Source organism: Puniceibacterium antarcticum (assembly GCF_002760615.1).
Lineage (GTDB): Bacteria > Pseudomonadota > Alphaproteobacteria > Rhodobacterales > Rhodobacteraceae > Puniceibacterium > Puniceibacterium antarcticum.
In genome coordinates this window covers 17,079-36,090 of the sequence record NZ_AWWI01000182.1, presented here as the reverse complement: position 1 = coordinate 36,090, position 19,012 = coordinate 17,079, and the positions used below count along the sequence as shown (strand labels likewise).

Annotated in this window: 17 protein-coding genes; 16 read left to right on the top strand and 1 reads right to left on the bottom strand. The window is 62.3% G+C overall.

All coding sequences use genetic code 11. The features are described from left to right. Nucleotides 1-9 precede the first annotated feature (9 nt). From P775_RS25835 to P775_RS25760, 16 genes are all read left to right on the top strand, one after another. Nucleotides 10-1,227 (top strand): ABC transporter substrate-binding protein, encoded by a 1,218-nt coding sequence (locus P775_RS25835; RefSeq protein WP_099913681.1) that lies wholly within the window; start codon nucleotides 10-12, stop codon nucleotides 1,225-1,227. A gap of 179 nt (nucleotides 1,228-1,406) precedes the next feature. Beyond that, nucleotides 1,407-3,269 (top strand): ABC transporter permease, encoded by a 1,863-nt coding sequence (locus P775_RS25830; protein WP_099913680.1) that lies wholly within the window; start codon nucleotides 1,407-1,409, stop codon nucleotides 3,267-3,269. After that, the gene (locus P775_RS25825; protein WP_099913679.1) at nucleotides 3,266-4,045 is read left to right on the top strand and encodes an ABC transporter ATP-binding protein; all 780 of its coding nucleotides are present in this window, start codon (nucleotides 3,266-3,268) and stop codon (nucleotides 4,043-4,045) included. Before P775_RS25830 ends, P775_RS25825 begins: the two co-directional genes overlap by 4 nt. Continuing rightward, a complete protein-coding gene (locus P775_RS25820; protein WP_099913678.1) occupies nucleotides 4,038-4,739 on the top strand; it encodes an ABC transporter ATP-binding protein in 702 nt (233 codons plus the stop codon). The genes P775_RS25825 and P775_RS25820 overlap by 8 nt, the downstream gene beginning before the upstream one ends. A 285-nt stretch (nucleotides 4,740-5,024) precedes the next feature. Continuing rightward, a complete protein-coding gene (locus P775_RS25815; protein ID WP_099913677.1) occupies nucleotides 5,025-6,071 on the top strand; it encodes a C4-dicarboxylate TRAP transporter substrate-binding protein in 1,047 nt (348 codons plus the stop codon). A 63-nt stretch (nucleotides 6,072-6,134) separates the two neighbouring features. Then, nucleotides 6,135-6,644, top strand: coding sequence for a TRAP transporter small permease (locus P775_RS25810; RefSeq protein WP_099913676.1), 510 nt, complete (start codon nucleotides 6,135-6,137; stop codon nucleotides 6,642-6,644). Nucleotides 6,645-6,648: 4 nt separating this feature from the next. After that, nucleotides 6,649-7,986 carry a TRAP transporter large permease gene (locus P775_RS25805; protein ID WP_099913675.1) on the top strand — a complete coding sequence of 446 codons (1,338 nt, stop codon included), beginning with the start codon at nucleotides 6,649-6,651 and terminating at the stop codon, nucleotides 7,984-7,986. Nucleotides 7,987-8,016: 30 nt separating this feature from the next. Next, nucleotides 8,017-8,817 (top strand): IclR family transcriptional regulator, encoded by an 801-nt coding sequence (locus tag P775_RS25800; RefSeq protein ID WP_099913822.1) that lies wholly within the window; start codon nucleotides 8,017-8,019, stop codon nucleotides 8,815-8,817. Nucleotides 8,818-8,906: 89 nt separating this feature from the next. Then, complete coding sequence (locus tag P775_RS25795) at nucleotides 8,907-10,994, top strand: 3-hydroxyacyl-CoA dehydrogenase NAD-binding domain-containing protein (protein ID WP_099913674.1); 2,088 nt, start codon at nucleotides 8,907-8,909, stop codon at nucleotides 10,992-10,994. Nucleotides 10,995-11,006: 12 nt separating this feature from the next. After that, on the top strand, nucleotides 11,007-12,182 hold the full coding sequence (locus P775_RS25790) for an acetyl-CoA C-acyltransferase (RefSeq protein ID WP_099913673.1): 1,176 nt from the start codon (nucleotides 11,007-11,009) through the stop codon (nucleotides 12,180-12,182). A 70-nt stretch (nucleotides 12,183-12,252) separates the two neighbouring features. Beyond that, nucleotides 12,253-13,449 (top strand): acyl-CoA dehydrogenase family protein, encoded by a 1,197-nt coding sequence (locus P775_RS25785; protein ID WP_099913672.1) that lies wholly within the window; start codon nucleotides 12,253-12,255, stop codon nucleotides 13,447-13,449. Between the two features lie 3 nt (nucleotides 13,450-13,452). Next, complete coding sequence (locus P775_RS25780) at nucleotides 13,453-14,571, top strand: acyl-CoA dehydrogenase family protein (RefSeq protein WP_099913671.1); 1,119 nt, start codon at nucleotides 13,453-13,455, stop codon at nucleotides 14,569-14,571. A gap of 1 nt (nucleotide 14,572) precedes the next feature. After that, entirely contained in the window at nucleotides 14,573-14,998 is a 426-nt protein-coding gene (locus P775_RS25775; protein ID WP_099913670.1) for a PaaI family thioesterase, read from the top strand. Then, a complete protein-coding gene (locus P775_RS25770; RefSeq protein WP_099913669.1) occupies nucleotides 14,995-15,777 on the top strand; it encodes an oxepin-CoA hydrolase, alternative type in 783 nt (260 codons plus the stop codon). The genes P775_RS25775 and P775_RS25770 overlap by 4 nt, the downstream gene beginning before the upstream one ends. Nucleotides 15,778-15,787: 10 nt before the next feature. Further along, nucleotides 15,788-16,783 carry an NAD(P)H-dependent flavin oxidoreductase gene (locus P775_RS25765; RefSeq protein WP_099913668.1) on the top strand — a complete coding sequence of 332 codons (996 nt, stop codon included), beginning with the start codon at nucleotides 15,788-15,790 and terminating at the stop codon, nucleotides 16,781-16,783. A 22-nt stretch (nucleotides 16,784-16,805) separates the two neighbouring features. Continuing rightward, nucleotides 16,806-18,341 carry a class I adenylate-forming enzyme family protein gene (locus P775_RS25760; RefSeq protein ID WP_099913667.1) on the top strand — a complete coding sequence of 512 codons (1,536 nt, stop codon included), beginning with the start codon at nucleotides 16,806-16,808 and terminating at the stop codon, nucleotides 18,339-18,341. Between the two features lie 101 nt (nucleotides 18,342-18,442). On the opposite strand, the gene P775_RS25755 is transcribed toward P775_RS25760, so the two are convergent. After that, nucleotides 18,443-18,937: a nucleoside deaminase gene (locus P775_RS25755; protein WP_099913666.1), complete on the bottom strand. Its 495-nt coding sequence runs from the start codon at nucleotides 18,935-18,937 to the stop codon at nucleotides 18,443-18,445. Nucleotides 18,938-19,012: the final 75 nt, after the last annotated feature.

The window sequence follows — 19,012 nt, the reverse complement described above, 5'->3', positions numbered from 1 at the left end:
GGAACCACTATGCAACGCAAGACTTTCCTGAAGAGCCTGATCGGGGCCGCGCTGCTGGCCAGCACCGCCCCCGCAGCCTTTGCGCAAGAGGGCGAGCCGATCAAGATCGGTGAGATCAACCATTACAAGCGCATGGCGGCCTTTGCCGAACCCTATAAAAAGGGCATCGAGCTGGCGCTGGAAGAAATCAATGCCGAGGGCGGCGTGCTGGGCCGTCCGCTGGAATTCATCTTCCGCGACGATCAGGGCGATCCCGGCGAGGCGATCAAGATCGCAGAAGAGCTGATGACCCGTGACGGTGCGGTCATGCTGACCGGGTCGATCCTGTCGAACGTCGGCCTTGCCATTTCGTCCGTTGCTGGTGAGAAAAAGTGGGTCTACCTCGCGGCCGAACCTCTGGCTGATGCGGTGACCTGGAGCGCGGGGAATGCCTATACCTTCCGGTTGCGCACCTCGACCTATATGCAGGCGGCGATGCTGGCCGAAGCGGCTGCCAAGACCGATGCGGTGAAATACGCCACCATTGCCCCGAACTATGCCTACGGCAAAGACGCCGTCGCGGCCTTCAAGGAAGTGCTGACCAAGCTGAAGCCCGATGTCGAATTCGTCGCCGAGCAGTGGCCCGCGCTGTTCAAGATCGATTCAGGTGCCGAGGTGCAGGCACTGGAACGTGCCAAGCCCGACGCGATCTATAACGTGACCTTTGGCACCGACCTTGCCAAGTTCGTGCGGGATGGCAACACCCGTGGTCTGTTTGACGGGCGTACCGTTTATGGCCTGCTGTCGGGCGAACCCGAGTACCTCGAACCGCTGGGTGGCGAAGCGCCCGAAGGCTGGGTTGTGACCGGCTATCCGTGGTATGATTTCACGGAAGCGGATGGCGCGAACAAGGTCTTTGTCGACGCCTATCAGGCCAAGTGGAACGAGACGCCCAAGATCGGCTCGCTTGTCGGCTACATGGCAGCAGAATCCATCGCGGCGGCCATCACCAAGGCCGGGTCGACCGAAACCGAGGCAATCCGCGCGGCCTTCGAAGGTCTGCCCGTTGAAACCCCGGTGGGTCAGATCACCTATCGTGAGATCGACAATCAGGCCACCATGGGTGCATTTGTTGGCAAGACCGCGCTGAAGGATGGTGCAGGGGTCATGGTCGACTGGACCTATCTGGATGGCGCCGACTACCTGCCCTCCGATGAAGAAGTCAAAAAGCTGCGTCCGGCAGACTGAGCTGACAGAGCGGCCCGGGCATCGCGCCCGGGCCGTTTCGCATTGAAATTTCCCCAAAGCGTTTCGGGAAATACCTGTACCATGTGTTCGCTGTCTTTTGCCGTTGTTTCAAAGGCGAAACGTGATTCCCGGTGTTTCAAGGTTTTCCAAAAACGCTGTAGCCTCACAGGAGACCTGCAATGGGTCTGTTTTTCGCGCAGCTTCTGACCGGGCTGGCCAATGCCGGTGCCTTGTTCATGGTCGCCTCTGGCCTGTCGCTGATCTTTGGTGTCACACGGATCGTGAATTTTGCCCATGGGTCGTTCTATATGCTGGGCGCTTATGTCGGCTATACGCTGATGCAGGTTCTGCCCGGTGTTGTGGGGTTCTGGGGCGCTGTGCTGCTGGCGGGGATCATCGTCGGGCTGATCGGCGTGATCGTCGAGATCTGCGTGCTGCGACCTGTTTATTCCGCGCCCGAGCTGTTCCAGCTTGTCGCGACCTTTGGCGTTATTCTGGTCATTCAGGATCTTACGCTGATGATCTGGGGGGCCGAGGATCTGCTGGGTCCGCGGGCGCCGGGCCTCAAGGGCATCGTGCGGATCATGGATGAACCTGTGCCGCAATACGACCTTGCGCTGATCGCCATCACACCCTTTGTCGCCTTTGCGCTGTGGTATCTGATCACCAAGACGCGCGTCGGTATCCTTGTCCGCGCCGCGACCCAGGACCGCGAGATGGTCGGGGCGCTCGGTGTCAATCAAAGCTGGCTGTTCACCGGTGTCTTTTTCCTTGGCTGCGCGCTGGCGGGGCTGGGCGGTGCGGTGCAACTGCCCAAGGGTGGCGCGGATCTGTTAATGGATTTCAATATCCTGACCTCGGTCTTTGTGGTCGTTGTTATCGGTGGCATGGGGTCGCTGCCGGGGGCCTACCTCGCAGCCGTCATAATCTCGGTCCTGAACGTCTTTGGTGTGTCCTACATGCCGAAATCGACGCTGGTGCTGATGTTCCTTGTCATGGTGGTTGTGCTGATGTTCCGCCCCTTCGGCCTGTTCGGCCGCGAAGAGGTCGCAGGCGAACACGGACAGGTGGGCGAACCCGAACGTCCGATCAAACCGGCTGGGCTGAAGATCCGCCTTCTTGTGGCGGCTGCCCTTGTGTTGCTGGGGTTGATCCCCGTGATGGGATCGAACTTTGCCGTGGTGCTGGTCACCGATATCCTGATCTTCTGCCTATTCGCCGCCTCCTTGCAGTTCATGCTGGGCATGGGCGGGCTGGTCAGTTTCGGCCATGCGGCGTTTTTCGGCGGCGGGGCTTATGTGGCGGCACTTTTCGTCACCTACGCCCATACACCGATGGAACTGGCGCTGATCCTCGCACCGCTCGGCGCGGGCCTTGCGGCGGTGTTGATCGGCTGGGTTTGCCTGCGCAGCACGGGCGTCTATTTCGCCATGCTCACGCTTGCCTTTGCGCAACTCCTTTGGAGCCTCGTGTTCCAGTGGGGGGACATTACTGGCGGGGATGACGGGTTGGTCAACATCTGGCCCTCGGCCTGGGCGTCGTCCAACATGGTGTTTTTCTACCTCACCTTGGTGATTTGCGCAGGCGGCATCCTTTTGCTACGCCACGCGGCGCATTCACCGTTTGGCTATGCTCTGCGCGCCGCCCGGGATTCGTCGCGGCAGGCCGAGGCGATGGGCATCAACACCAAACGCATCCAATGGGTTGCCTTCGCCTTTGCCGGGGCCATGGCCGGGGTCGCAGGCGGGCTGTTCGTGTTCTCCAAAGGCAGTGTGTTCCCGAACGAACTTGAAATCGCCCGCTCCTTTGACGCGCTGATCGTCGTCTTCCTGGGAGGTGTGAAAACCCTGTCGGGTGGCTGGGTTGGCGGTGCATCCTTCGAGGCGACAAAGGATTACCTCACCCGTTTCGAGTACTGGCGCCTTGCCCTGGGTTTGCTGATCATCGCAGTCGTCATCCTTGCCCCCGAAGGAATTGTGGGCAGCTTGCGCAAGCTGGGGGAACGCACCGGCATTCTGAACAATGCGGAGGACAAGCGATGAGCGCGGTTCTGACGGTCGAACATCTTTCCCGCTCCTTTGGTGCGATCAAGGCGGTGGATGATGTGAGCTTTGTCTTGCGGCAAGGCGAATTGCTGGCTCTGATCGGCCCGAATGGCGCGGGCAAGAGCACCTGTTTCAACATGCTCATGGGCCAGCTCAAGCCGACCAGCGGCGTGGTGAAGCTGAACGGAGAAAAGATCACCGGCCTTGCCCCGCGCCAGATCTGGCGCAAGGGGGTGGGGCGGACGTTCCAGATCACCGCGACCTATAGCTCTATGACGGTTATCGAGAATGTGCAGATGGCGCTGATCTCGTATCACCGGCGCATCTATTCCATGCTGCCCTATGCGCATCGCATGTATTGGGGGCGGGCATTGGAGCTGCTGGACACAGTCGGCATGGCCGATCAGGCCGACCGGCACTGCGCGGTGCTGGCGTATGGCGATCTCAAGCGGCTGGAGTTGGCCGTGGCGCTGGCGCATGATCCCAAGTTGTTGCTGATGGACGAGCCGACAGCCGGCATGGCCCCGCGCGAGCGCATCGCACTGATGCAGCTGACGGCAGATATCGTGCGCGATCAGGGCGTAAGCTGCCTGTTCACCGAACATGACATGGATGTCGTCTTTGCCCATGCGCACCGGATCATGGTGCTGAACCGCGGCCAGCTGATCGCGGGTGGCTCAGTTGACGAGATCCGCAACAACCCGCAGGTGCAAGAGGTGTATCTGGGCGGCGGCATGCTGTTCAACGCAGCAGAGGAGAAGGCCGATGCTTGAGCTGAAAACGGTCAACGCCTTTTACGGCAAGGCGCATGTGCTGAATGATCTGAGCTTTACTGTCGGGCACGGCAAGGTTGTCGCCCTGCTCGGCCGCAATGGCGCGGGCAAGACCACGACGATGAAGTCGATCATGCAGATGGTGCAGCCGCGCGGCGGCACGGTGTCCTATCAGGGGCAGGACATCACCGGCTGGGCGCCGCACAGGGTGGCAAAGGCCGGGCTGGGCTATGTGCCTGAAGAGAGGCGTATCTTTACCCAGCTGACAGTGCTTGAGAACCTTGAGGTCGGCCGCCAGCCACCGCGCGAGGGCTGCGTGACCTGGACCGAAGAGATGCTGTTCGAGCTGTTCCCGAACCTCGCCGAGCGGCGCGGCAACCGGGGCAAGGCGCTGTCGGGAGGCGAACAGCAGATGCTGACCATCGCGCGCACGCTGATGGGAAACCCGGCGCTGGTTCTGCTGGACGAGCCTAGCGAAGGCATCGCCCCGGTGATTGTCGAGCAGATGGCGCATGTGATCCTCAAGCTTAAGAACGAGGGGCTGACGGTGCTGTTGTCGGAACAGAACCTGCATTTTGCCCAAGCTGTGGCGGATCAGGTGGTGATCATCGAAAGCGGCACGCAGAAATTTGCAGGCTCACTGGCGGATCTGCAGGCGCACCCAGAAATCCGGGATGCCTATCTGTCGGTCTAGGCGTCAGCCTTGACCCAGAAAGCAAGGCGGTGGCGCTGCCCCCGTCACGCGCAAGCGCGCGACTCCCCCGGGATATTTTGGGACAGGTGAAGCAGGGGACAGTCCCCTGCTTTTTCGTCTTTGCAAGCGCGGCCTTCTTCAAGATTTCAAATAGGAGGTCGCGATCAGCAGGCGTTTCGTGGCTTGCCTCATTCATGTGCATGCCGTGCTTGATTTTCACAGAAGTTCCGGCTAGAAAATCGCATGTCAGAAATAAATTCTGCATAGTGGAAATGGGAGGGCACTATGAAGCGTTTTCTACTTAGCGCAACGGCATCCGTGTTGATCGCGATGACCGGCGCCGCACAGGCACAATCGTTGTTCGTTGGCGAAGCAGGCCCAAATCGCGGCGCGCGGGCTGAATCGCTGCAGTGGTTCGCAGATACAGCGACCGAGCTGTCCGGCGGCACGCTGGATCTTAACATCCAATGGGGTGGCGCGCTGTTCAAGGCGAATGCCGCAGTGAACGGCATCTCTGATGGCGTGGCGGATCTGGGCACGATCATCGCGGTCTATTTCCCCAAGGAAATGGTTGCATATGGCATCGCCGATCTGCCGGTACAGAACCCGGACGCCTGGGTGGGGATGAAGGCCACGGACGAATTGATGCGGGGAAACGACAGCATCAAGGCGAACCTTGCCGACATGAACCTGGTCTACCTGGGCACCTTCACCACATCTGCGGTGCATATCGGCTGCAACGGCAAGGCGATCCGCACTGTCGAGGATATTCAGGGTCTCAAGGTGCGCGGCGTGGGTGCCTATGGCGACACCTTCCGCGAATTTGGAGCGAATCTGGTACCAATGTCGATTTATGATGCCTATCAGGGCCTGGACACCGGGCTGATCGATTGTTCGCAGGGCTATTCCTATGCGATGGCTGCGCTGAAGCAGCAGGAAGTCATCAACAGCTATACCCTTTTGAACTGGGGGCAGGTGGGCGCGCTGGGGGTGTTCATGAACAAGCAGTCCTTTGATGCGCTGGACGCCCCGGCACAAGAGGCGCTGCTAAGCGCGGGCGAAGGCATGGCCGACAAGCTGGGCGAGTTGATCACTGCCGACAACGACAAGGCCATCGAGACGATGAAGGCCGCAGGGGTCGAGATAATCGAGTTGCCGGATGCAGAGCGTGCCAAGCTGGTCGAAGCCAGCGCGCAGTTTCTGGATCAGTGGGTTGACCTGGCCGCTCAGTCGGGGCTGGATGGTGCTGCGTTGCTGGAAGAGTATCGCGGCCTGATTGCGAAATATCAGACCATCCGTGACGAGCAGGGTTATCCTTGGACTCGCGGTTGATCTGAACGGGTCCGCAGCACATGCGGGCCCATCCCTTTTCATTTTGGTCTACCAGAGGTGTCCATGCTGCGACGCATTGAACAGTTTTTGCTTGATCTTGCCGTCGTGGCAGTGATCGGTCTGGGCGTGCTGATCACGACGACGGTTCTGCTGCGGGTTTTCTTGAACTCGGGCGTGCCGGATGCGATCGTGATGGTGCGCGAATTGATGGTGGCCGCCATCGTCCTGCCGCTGGCCGTCACCACAGCGCAGCGGTCGCATATTGCGGTTGAATTCATTTCTAACCGTCTTTCCGAAGGCGGGCAGAAGACGCTGGTTGTGCTGGGCTCGGTCTTTGGTTTGCTGGCGCTTGCACCGCTGATCTACGCGGGCTGGCGCGAGGCGGCGCATGCCATGAGTTCTGGCAGTTTTTTCTTTGGCGAACTTATGCTGCCCAAGTGGCCCGGGCGGGTGATCTTTCTGATCGGCATGTCCTTCTGCTGGCTGCGGCTGCTGCTGATGGTTGTGGGGGATGTGCAGGCAATGCGGCGCGGCGCGCCCTTGGCCGAAACCGCCTACGGAAAAGAGGGTTAAGATCATGGATGGAACTTTTGTCGGGCTCTGCGCCTTTGCCGCCGTGATCCTGTTGTTGGGTCTGCGCGTGCCGATTGCCTTTGCGCTTGCCGGTGTGGCGACCGTGGGCACCTTCGTGATGTTTGCGTTTCGCACGGGAACCTTCATGCCCGAAAGGGCGATGACACCCACCACTTCTCTGGTCTTCTCGAACTCTTTTGACCTGATCCATTCTTATGATCTCTCGATGATTCCGCTGTTCGTGGCGCTGGGGCATATCGCCTATCGCGCGGACATCACGACCAAGATATACCATGCCGCCCGTGTCTGGCTGGCACGTGTTCCCGGGGGGGTCGCCATTGCCTCGGTTGTGGGGTGTGGCGGGTTTTCCGCGATCACCGGGTCCAGCATCGCCTGTGCCTCTACCATGGGGCGGATCTGTTCGCCCGAGATGCTGCGCATGGGCTATGACAAGCGTCTGGCCACGGCGTCGGTCGCGGCCGGGGGCACGCTGGGGTCGCTGATCCCGCCGTCTGTGCTGTTCATCATTTACGGCATCTTCACCGAAACCTCGATTTCCTCGCTGTTCCTTGCGGGCATCCTGCCGGGACTGCTCTCGCTGCTGGGCTTTATCCTTGTTATTTACGTCTGGGTGCTGCGCGATCCGTCTGCGGCGCCTCGATTCACTGGCATCATCACAACGCGCGAGAAGTTCAGCGCAGCGGTTGAGGCCTGGCCCGCGATTGCGTTGTTCACGATCATCGTCGGCGGCATCTATGGCGGGTTCTTCACCGCGACCGAGGCGGCAGCTGTCTGTGTGGTGGCGGCCATCGCTATCGGGTTCGCGCAACGCAAGCTGACCGTAAAGGCGCTGATCGAGGCGCTGCGCGAGACCTGCGTGCAGACCACCGCGATTTTCCTGATCGCGGCGGGGGCCAAGATCTTTGTCGCCTTCATCGCGCTTACCGGTGTTGCCGGTGACATCGTGCAGACGGTGACGGATGCGCAACTGTCGCCCCTTATGCTGCTGGCGGCGATTGCCGCGATCTATCTGCTGCTGGGCATGTTTCTTGATCCGATCGGGATCATGGTGCTGACCCTGCCGCTGATGGTGCCGCTGGTGGAAACCTATGGCTTTGATCTGATCTGGTTCGGTGTGGTGGTGATCAAGCTGCTGGAAATCGGCCTGATCACGCCGCCTGTGGGTCTGAACGTCTTTGTCATCGCCGGTGTGGTGGGCAAAGAGGTGCCGATTGACCGCATCTTTGCCGGGATCCTGCGGTTCCTGACGGTGGATGTGATCGTGCTGATCCTGATCATGGCCTTTCCGATCATATCGCTTCTCATTCCGGGTTCGATGTAGATCATGGCCGCACCAGAACTGGAGGGGCGCATGGAAACCGAAACAGACCGCCGTTTTGCGACCACCTTGGCGCGGGGACTGGCTGTGCTGCGCGCCTTTCGCCCGTCGGATGACGGTTTGGGCAATGCCGAAATTTCGGAGCGTACCGGATTGCCGAAATCGACAGTTTCGCGGCTGACCTTCACGCTGCAATCGCTGGGGTATCTTAACCATGCGCGCCGACATGATCGCTATCGTCCCGGTCCGGCGCTGCTGGCGCTGGGGAATGTGGCGGCCTCGTCCATTTCCTTTGTGGATCTGTCGGGGGCGATCATGCAGCGGCTCGCGGATGAGACGGGTACGCTGACGCTTCTTCTGGTGCGCGATCAGAACCGAATGCTGATCGTCAAGACCTGGCGGCCGCACAATGTCTCATCGCTCTGGCTGGAGGTCGGGCACCGGCTGCCGTTCAATGGCTCTTCCTCGGGTCATGCGCTGCTGTCGGCTTTGTCCGAAGAGATGTTTGAACGCACCGTGGCTGAGGCGGCAGGCGACCGGGGGCTGACGGTGGAGCGCGCGCAAGAGATCCGGCGCAATGGCTACGCGCAGCTGATCGCGAAGGGGACGGTGATTGCCGATCCGTCTGAATACTTTACCTCGACCATCCACGCCGTCGCCAAGCCGTTTCATTCGCGCGACCTGAGCGAGCCTGTGATCTTTACCTGCGGTGCCATGCCTGCGGACCTCAGCCTTGATCGGATGCGCGACGAGGTGGCCCCTGCGCTGAACGACGCGGTGCGCGAGCTTGAGCGGATGATGGGGCAGGGGTCTGCTGTTGTGATGCGGGGCTGAGTTTGAATTTGGCCGCAGGCTGGGATGCTGTGCGGCATGTTGGAAATGAACCGGTCACACCGCCGGTCCGAGTTTGAAAAGAGGGTCTCATGACACATCCAGTGACATATGAGAGAGAGGGCCGCATCGGCCTGATCCGTATCGAAAATGGTCCGGTCAACGCGCTGGGGCATGCGGTTCGCGCCGGGATCACCGCCGCGATAGACGCCTTTGCCGCAGATGCCGAGGCCGGGATTGCCGTGGTTTACGGCGTCGGGCGGTTGTTCATCGGCGGGGCGGATATTTCGGAATTCGGCAAACCGCCGCAGGACCCGTGGCTGCCCGAGGTTGTAAACCATATCGAGGCTTGCCCGAAACCGGTGATTGCCGCGATCCATGGCGCGGCCCTGGGCGGTGGGCTTGAGGTGGCGCTCGGGTGCCACTATCGCCTTGCCATGCAGGGCACCAAGCTGGGCCTGCCCGAGGTGACGCTGGGCATTCTGCCAGGGGCCGGCGGCACCCAGCGCACGCCGCGTCTGACCGGACTGGCCACGGCGATGGAGATGATATCGTCTGGTGTGCCTGTGACGCCTGACGACGCGCTGTCTTCGGGGCTGATTGACCGCATCGGCACGGGCGACCTGCTGGCGGATGCCAAGGGGTATGCGACCGAGCTGCTGGACCAGAATGCCCCGGTGCGCCCGGTTTCCGCCATGCCGCGCCCCGCGCCCGATGCCGGGGCGAGTGCAGCGATCCGTGCGACGCTTGCGAAACGGGCCAAGGGCCTTGTGTCGCCTCTGGCGGCGGTTGAGGCGGTCGAGGCGTCCTGTTCGACGGATCTGACCGAGGGTCTGGCCTTTGAACGCGCGCGGTTCAACGAGGTGCTCGACACCCCGCAACGCGAGGGGCTGATCCATGCGTTCTTCATCGAACGCAAGGTTGCGCGCCTGCCCGAGATTGACGGCGTCGCGCCCCGGTCCTTTGCCCGGATCGGCGTGATTGGCGGCGGCACCATGGGTGCAGGTATTGCCACGGCGGCGCTGCTGCGCGGGTTGGCGGTGACGCTGATCGAACGCGATGCGGCGGCGGCCGACAAGGCGCGCGCCACCATCGACGGCAATCTGGCTGCTGCGGTGAAGCGGGGCAAGCTGAGCGAGGACAAGCGCGCCGCGATCCTGTCCGACGCACTGATTACCGCCACCGATTACGCCGCTCTGAGCGATGCCGATCTGGTGATCGAGGCGGTGTTCGAGAACATGGATGTGAAAAAACAGGTCTTTGCCGAGCTGGACCGCGTCTGCAAACCCGGCGCGGTTCTGGCGACGAACACCTCATACCTCGACATCAACGAGATCGCGGCCAGCATTTCGCGCCCCGCAGATGTGATCGGGCTGCACTTCTTCTCCCCGGCGCATGTGATGAAACTGCTTGAGGTCGTGGTGGCCGACAAGACCGCAAGCGACGTGACGGCGACCGCCTTTGCCTTGGCCAAGACCTTGGGCAAGGTTGCGGTGCGCGCCGGGGTTTGTGACGGCTTCATCGGCAACCGCATCCTGTCACACTATCGTGCGGCGGCGGATCGCATGGTTCTGGCCGGTGCCAGCCCGTTTGAAATTGACGATGCCCTGACCGATTTCGGCTTTGCCATGGGCCCCTATGCGGTCGCCGATCTGGCCGGGCTCGACATCGGGTACATGACCCGTCAGCGCAAGGCGACGACACGTGATCCGCAAGAGGTCGTGCCGACATGGGCGGATGAGCTGTATCATCTGGGCCGTCTTGGGCAGAAGACCGGGCGCGGCTACTATATCTATGAGGGTCGTCAGGGCACACCCGATCCAGAGGTCGAAGACCTGATCACGAAGGCCCGTATGGAGGCCGGTATCGCGCCGCGCGCGTTTACCAAGGACGAGATCGTGCGCCGCTACATGGCCGCGATGGTCAATGAATCTGCCCGCGTCGTGGAAGAAGGCATCGCGCAGCGCCCGCTGGATGTCGATGTGACGCTGCTGTCCGGCTATGGCTTTCCGCGCTATCGCGGCGGACCACTGAAATGGGCGGATATGCAGGGCCTCAGGGCGCTGCTTGCCGATATCGAGAGCTATGCGCAGGACGATCCGTTCTTCTGGAAACCCGCGCCGCTGCTGACGCGGCTCGCCGCCGAAGAACAGACATTTGACAGCCTGAATGCGGGCTGAAGGAGAAGACACATGAAAGATCCCGTAATCGTCTCGATCGCCCGCACGCCCATCGGCAAGGCCGGGCGCGGTGCCTTCAACATGACCCATGGCGCGGTCATGGCAGGCCATGCTGCGGCCGAGGCTGTGGCCCGTGCGGGTATTGATCCCGCGCTGATCGAGGACAGCATCTGGGGCTGCGGCTATCCGGAATATGTGACCGGCGGCAATATCGCCCGTCAGGCGGTGATCCGCGCGGGGCTGCCGGTGTCGATTGCCGCAACCACCGTGAATCGGTTCTGCGCCAGTGGCTTGCAGGCCATCGCGATGGGCGGTCACATGATCGCCCATGAAGGCGCCAAGGCGGTGCTGGTCGGCGGTGTCGAAAGCATCTCGATGGTGCAGCCGCCGGTGCGCACTTCCCGCGAGGCCTGGATCGAGGCGCACAAGCCCGAACTCTATATGGCGATGATCGACACGGCGGATGTGGTGGCTGACCGCTATGGCATCTCCCGCGCCGATCAGGACGCGCTGAGCCTGCAGAGCCAGCAGCGCACAGCCGCAGCGCAGGAGGCGGGGCGTTTCGATGCCGAGATCGCCCCGATCACTGTCACCAAGGCGGTCAAGGACAAGGAAACCGGTGAGGTGTCCGAGGTTGAGGTGACCCTGTCGCAAGACGAATGCAACCGTCCGTCAACCACGCTGGACGGCCTGCAAAAGCTGGCGCCGGTCATGGGGCCGGACAAATACATCACGGCCGGCAATGCCTCTCAGCTGTCAGATGGGGCGGCGGCGCTGGTGATGGTGGAGGCCGCGGAGGCCGCAAAGGCCGGTCTGGAACCGCTTGGCCGGTTCCGGGGTTTTGCCGTCGCAGGCTGTGAGCCGGACGAAATGGGCATCGGCCCGGTCTTTGCCATCCCGCGCCTGCTGGAACGGCAGGGGCTGACGGTGGATGACATCGACCTCTGGGAGCTGAACGAAGCCTTTGCATCGCAGGCTCTCTATTGCCGCGATTTCCTCGGCATCGACAATGACAAGCTGAACGTGGACGGCGGCTCAATCTCGGTCGGGCACCCTTTCGGGATGACCGGCGCGCGGATGACCGGGCACCTGCTGATCGAAGGCAAGCGGCGCGGTGCCAAGCTGGGTGTTGTGACCATGTGTATCGGCGGCGGGCAGGGTGCTGCCGGGTTGTTTGAAATCTTCTGAGCTTCACCAATTCGCGCGCAGCGACCGCGCTCAAGCAGTGCAGCGGTCGCGCATAGACAAGGAGGTCCGCATGGATCTGAACTATACAGACGAACAAAAGGCCTTTCGCGCTGAGGTACGGGCCTTTCTGGAGGACAAGCTGCCCAAGCGGCTGTCGGACAAGGTGGCGGGCGGCAAGCGTCTGACCAAAGCCGATTACGAGGAATGGCACGCGATCCTGAACGAACGCGGCTGGCTCGCGGGCAACTGGCCCAAGGAATTCGGCGGCGGCGCGCTGGATGCCGTTCAGCGTCATATCTTTGAAGAGGAAACCACGTCTGCCCATGCGCCCCGGATCGTGCCCTTTGGCATCGCGATGCTGGGCCCGGTGCTGCAGAAATTCGGCAATGACGCGCAAAAGGCGCATTACCTGCCGAGAATCCTGAACGGCGATGACTGGTGGTGTCAGGGCTATTCCGAACCGGGTGCGGGGTCTGACCTTGCCTCGGTCAAGACCTCTGCCGTGCGCGAGGGCGAGCACTATATCGTCAACGGGCAAAAGACCTGGACCACGCTGGGCCAGTACGCGAACATGATCTTTTGCCTTGTGCGCACGTCGAAAGCAGGCAAACCGCAGGAGGGGATTTCCTTTCTGCTGATCGACATGGACACGCCCGGGATCACGGTGCGCCCCATTGTCCTTCTGGACGGCGAACCCGAGGTGAACGAGGTCTTTTTTGACAACGTCAAAGTGCCTGCCGAGAACCTTGTGGGTGAGGAGAACAAGGGCTGGACCTATGCCAAGTTCCTGCTGACCCATGAACGCACCAACATCGCCGGTGTGGGTTTCGCCCGTGCGGGTCTTGCCAGCCTCAAGCGGATTGCCGGGCTGGAAAAGGATGGCGACCGCACTCTGATCCAGAACCCGCTGTTCGCGGCCAAGATGGCGCAGGTCGAGATTGACCTGATGGCGATGGCGACCACCAATCTGCGCATTCTGGCGGCGGCCGCTGCCGGTCAGGCACCGGGCGCAGAAAGCTCAATGCTCAAGATCAAGGGCACGCAGATCCGTCAGGAAATCAACGCGCTGACCCGGCAGGCCGTCGGCCCCTATGCGATGCCGTTTGTGTCCGAGGCGCTGGATGAGGGATCGAACGTGGAACCCGTCGGCCCGGATTACGCGATGCCCGCGACGCAGGCCTATTTCAACAACCGCAAGCTGTCGATCTACGGCGGGTCCTCTGAGGTCCAGCGCACGATCATCAGCAAAGCCATTCTGGAGCTTTGAGCCATGAATTTTGACCTCACAGACGAACGCCAGATGCTGCAGGACGGCTTGCGTCGTTACCTGCGCGAGACTGTGACACCGGATCTGCTGGCCTCGGCGACCGAATCCGAAACCGGGCAGTCCGAAGACCTTTGGACCGGCCTTGCCAAAATGGGCGTGATCGGCGCGCTGTTCACCGAGGATCAGGGCGGTTTCGGCGGCGCCGGGTTCGACCTCGCGCTGACCTTCGAAGAGCTGGGGCGCGCCGGAGTGTTCGAGCCGCTGCTGGAAATGGGTGTCCTGTCTGGCGGTCTGCTGGCCGAGCTTGGCGCGGCGGATCTGGTGGAAGAGATCATCGCGGGCAGCACCCGCGTCGCCTTTGCCCACGGCGAACCCGCGGGGCGCTATGAGCTGAGCCATGTCGCGACCACTGCCACCGCGACAGCGGACGGCTGGACGCTGCACGGGCGCAAGAGCATTGTGATGGCGCTGCCTTTTGCGAGCCATGTGCTTGTTTCGGCGCGAACCTCTGGCGATGTGCGCGACACATCGGGCATTTCTCTCTTCCTGCTGCCGGTCGAGGGGCTCAGCTTTCGTGACTACCCGCTGAACGGCGGCGGTCGTGCGGCAGAGCTGGATCTTGAGGGTGTGAGCGTTCCTAAGGACGCGCTGATCGGTCACGAAGGTGGTGCATGGGACGCTTTGGAACATTCCAATGCACGCGCCGTGGCCGCAATCAGTGCCGAGGCGCTGGGGCTGATGGAGAGCATCCGCGCGCTGACCACCGAATACCTGCAGACCCGCAAGCAGTTCGGCAAGCCGATCGGCAAGTTTCAGGCCCTGCAGCACCGTATGGCCGATGTGCTGATCGAGATCGAGCAGGCGCGCTCTGCCGTGATCAACCTTGCCGGCCATCTTGAGGGGGATCGCGTCACCCGCGAACGTCATGTCAGCGCCACCAAGAACCTGATCGGCCGCGTTGGCCGTCTGGTGGTCGAGGAAAGCATCCAGATGCACGGCGGCATCGGCATGACCGAGGAATATGCGCTGGGGCATCTGGCCAAGCGCCTGACCATGGTCGATCACCGCTTTGGCGATACGGATTACCATCTGGAACGGTTCATCCGTCTGTCGGCCGCCTGATATGGCGCTGATCGAGGGCGAAACCGGCACGCAGCGGTCGCTGGGCTATGTGCTGGACGTGGACCAGCCCGACGGATGTGCGCGCTGCTGGCTGGATCTGACCGAGGGGCATATGAACCGCCATCACGTGATGCACGGCGGCATCGGCGGTCTGCTGCTGGACAGCGCCATGGGGGCAACCGGCAGCCTTACGGTGGATGCCATGGGCCGCGCGCCGTTCTTGACCGTGTCGCTGACCACGCAGTTCCATGCGGGCGCAGGCGCCGGACAGCGCGTCACGGCGACCGGGCGGGTCACCGGCGGTGGGCGGTCGCTGCTGTTCATCGCGGGGGAACTGGTGGCCGAAGATGGCACGCTGATCGCCACGGCGACGGGTGTGTTCAAACGGGTGCCACAGGACAAGCTGCCACAGGAGCCGGGTCAGTGACAAAAAGAGCCTATGTCGAGGATCTGGGCGACCGTCTGCTGGTGGTGAATGCCTATCCGGAACGGCGCAATCCGCTGAGCGCCGATCTTTATGCCGCGATCCTGGACGCCACAGCGCAGGCCGGGGCAGCGGCGCGGATCACGTCCGTGACGCTCTGGGGGCGTGGCGGATTCTTTTGCGCGGGCGGGGACCTCAATACGCTGTCCGAGCGGCGGGAGATGAGCGAGGCAGAGCGGCGCGCGCGGATCGAAGAGCTGCACGCGGTGATCCGGTCGATCCGGGACTGCCCCAAGCCGGTGATCGCCGCCGTCGATGGCGGCGCTGCCGGGGCGGGGGTGTCTTTGGCCTTTGCCTGCGATTTCATTCTGGCGGCCGAGGATGCCAAATTCACGGCGGCCTATGTCAAGGCGGGGCTGGTGCCGGACGGCGGGCTGACCAGCACGCTGTCTGATGCCTTGCCGCGTGCGCTTGTGGCACAGATGACCCTGCTGGGGGAGCCTGTGACGGCGCAGCGCCTGTTTGATCTGGGCGCTGTGACCGGGCTGACGCCGCCGCTTGCCAGCCGCGAGGACGCGATGGATCTGGGCAACCGCATTGCCAGCGGTCCAGGTGGCACCATGACCGCGATCAAGGCGCTGCTGGGCACCGCGCGGCATGTGGACCTTGCCACGCAGATGGATCACGAGCGCAACGCCATGGCGGCGGCACTGGGATCAGCTGAGGCGGAGGAAGGCATGAACGCCTTTCTCAACAAGCGCCCCCCGATTTCAAAGCCCTGAGAGGTGGCGAATGACGCCCACTGATCCCGCCCTGCAAACGCCACTGACGCGGGCCTTTGATTTGCGCCTGCCTGTGGTGGCGGGCGGCCTCATGTGGCTGTCCGAGGCGGGGTATGTCGGCGCGGGCGCGCGGGCCGGGGTGTTGTCGTTTATCACGGCTGCGAGCTTTCCTGAGCCGGACGCCCTGCGGGCTGAAATCCGGCGGTGTCGGGATCTGGCCGGGAAACGGGTTTTTGGCGTCAATGTGTCGATGCTGCCCAAGCTGGTGCCGGGGGAAAAGACCGCCGATGTGTTCCGCCTGATCGCGGACGAAGGCATTCGGGTTGTGGAAACATCGGGCCGTAACCCCGAGGAATATCTGCCTATTCTGAAGGATGCCGGCATCACGGTGATCCACAAGGTGCCCAGCCTGCGTTTTGCCGAAAAGGCACAGAGCATCGGCGTCGATATGGTCACCATCGTTGGCGCGGAATGTGGCGGACACCCGGGCATGGATCTGGTGGGCACCATGGTCAATGTTGGTCTGGCCGAGCGGCGTCTGCATATTCCGTTCCTGCTCGGTGGTGGCTTTGGCGCGGGCAGTCAGATCGTGGCGGCACTGGCGGGTGGGGCTGCGGGTGTCGTGATGGGCACGCGGTTTCTGGCCGCGCAGGAGATTGCGGCCCATGATGGTTACAAGGCGGCGCTGGTCGCGGCGGGCGAACGTGACACCGCGCTGACCATGGGATCGGTGCGAAACACGATCCGTACGCTGAAGAACGAAACCACGGCGATTGTGGCCGCACTCGAGGCGGAAAACCCCGATATCGGGATCGAGGCGCTGATGCCGCATGTGGCGGGGGCCATCGGGCGGCGGGCCTATGAAACCGGCGATACCTCGCAGGGCATGTTGTCGGCGGGGCAGGCGCTGGGGCTTTTGGAACGTTCCGAACCGCTGGCAGATATCGTCAGACAATTGGAAGCCGAGGCGCTGCGGGCATTGTCCCGGCTGCGCTCTATGGCGTGACACATTCAAGGGAGGGGAAACCATGACATCTTTGGCAGCGTTCAACCGGATACATCAAGTGCTGGACCGCAATGTCGTGCAGCGTGGCGATCAACCGGCGGTCATCGATTGCGACGGCGGGCAGGTGAGCTGGGCTGAATATGGCGCGCTTTCAGAGGCTTATGAGGCCCTTTTCAGGCTGAACGGTGTTCGGCCCGGCGACCGCATTCTGATCGTGGCCGAGAACTGTCTGGCCGTGGCCGTGGCGCTGTTTGCGGCCAGCCGCATCGGGGCCTGGGCGGTGCCGGTGAATGCGCGCATGGCCGAACACGAGCTGGAGCGCATCGTCAAACATGCTGATCCGGCGCTGGTGATCTTGACCAGCCATGTGTCGAAAGAGGCGCTGGCCCATGCTGAGCGGTTGGAGGCTAAGCCTGTGCAGACCGGGGCCGGGCGGGTGCATCTTGTGCAGCGTTCTGGGACGGGGCCCGAGGTCATGGCCGAAGGGGCAGACGGCGTCGCGGTGCTGCTTTATACCACCGGCACGACGGGCGATCCCAAGGGGGTGATGCTGAGCCATGCCAACCTGCTGTTTGCGGCTAAAGCCTCGGCAGAGTTGAGAAATCTGGCGCCGGCGGACCGGGTTTACGGCGCGCTGCCCCTGACGCATGTGTTCGGGCTGGCGTCGATGCTGATGGCCTCGGCCCATGCGGGGGCGACGGTGCAGCTGGCGTCGCGGTTCAGCCCTGCGGCGCTCTATCAGGCGCTGCGCGAGGGGGTGACGGTGCTGCCTGCGGTGCCGCAGATGCATGCGGTGCTGATGGCCTATGCTGCTGAAAACGGTCATGAAAAGCTGGACAGTGACGTGCTGCGCTATGTGTCATCCGGTGCCGCGCCGCTGGATCCGGCGTGGAAGCGCAAGGCCGAAAGCTTTTACGGGATCGCGCTGCAGAACGGTTATGGCATGACCGAAAGCACGGCGGGGGTCACAGGAACCCGCAATCCCAAGGGCTTAGCGGATATCAGCGTGGGGCCGGTGTTGCCCGGTGTCGAGATCATGCTGGACGAAAGCATTGGCGGAGAGGCGGGCGTGGGCGAGGTTCTGACCCGGGGGCCGCATGTGATGCTGGGCTATTTCCGCAACCCGGCTGAGACCGCCAAAGCGGTCAGTGTCGATGGTTGGCTGCGGACCGGGGATCTGGGGAAAATTGATGAAAATCAATATCTTCACATCGTTGGGCGCTGCAAGGAACTGATCATCCGGGGGGGCTTTAACGTCTATCCGCCCGAGGTCGAGGCGGCGCTGAACGACCATCCGGCGGTGGTGCAGTCGGCGGTGATCGGGCGGTCAGGTGAGGGCGGGAACGAGGATGTTGTGGCCTTTGTGCAGGTAACAAAGCCCGATGCGGTGCAAGCCTCTGAACTCAAAGACTTTGTGGCGTCGCGCCTGTCGGGTTACAAACGCCCCAGCCGCATTCTGGTGGTGGATGCGCTGCCTGCGTCAGCGACGGGCAAGATCCTGAAACACAGGTTGCTGAGCCATTTTGCCGAGGCGCTGAACATCCCAGAAGAGGTCTGAAACCATCTGCTGGAAACCGTATGGAAAACGTATGGTTTTCGTATGGCTGCTGATATTGCGCAGCGCTCAGCCCCGATTGCGAGGGTGAGCGTATTTTGCGCCTACCAGAACCCTTCGTGTGCTGCGCGGGCTTCATCCTCGATCAGGGGGCCTATCACCGTGGTGGGATGGCCGGGGCAGGTGTTGAACACGTCGGTGCAGGGCATGTTCAGCACCATCGGGCTGGGGTTGGTCGGCGTCTGGCACATGGCGGTCAAATGCGATTCCTTTAATCCGTAAAGCACGGTGCGGATACCGGCCCAGAAGATCGCGCCAGCGCACATGGCGCAGGGTTCGGTGCTGGTGACAAGGATTGCGGCGCGGCGCTGATCCTCGGACAATTTGGCATAAGAGGCGCTGATCAGGTTGCGTTCGGCATGGCAGGTCACGTCGCTGTCGGTTTCGACGGTGTTTTGCGCCTCAATCAGGATCTGCCCTGAGTCGTCGGAGAGCAGCGCGCCGAACGGATGGTTGCCAGCCGCACGGGCGGATTTTGCCAGCGCAATGGCGCGGCGCATCAGGCGGGTCATGTCATCGGGGGAGAGGGGAGCAGCCATCGGAACGGTCCAATCATTTTTCTATCCGGCACAACAGGATAGGGCGTGCTGTCCCGGAGACAAAGGCGAGCGGCG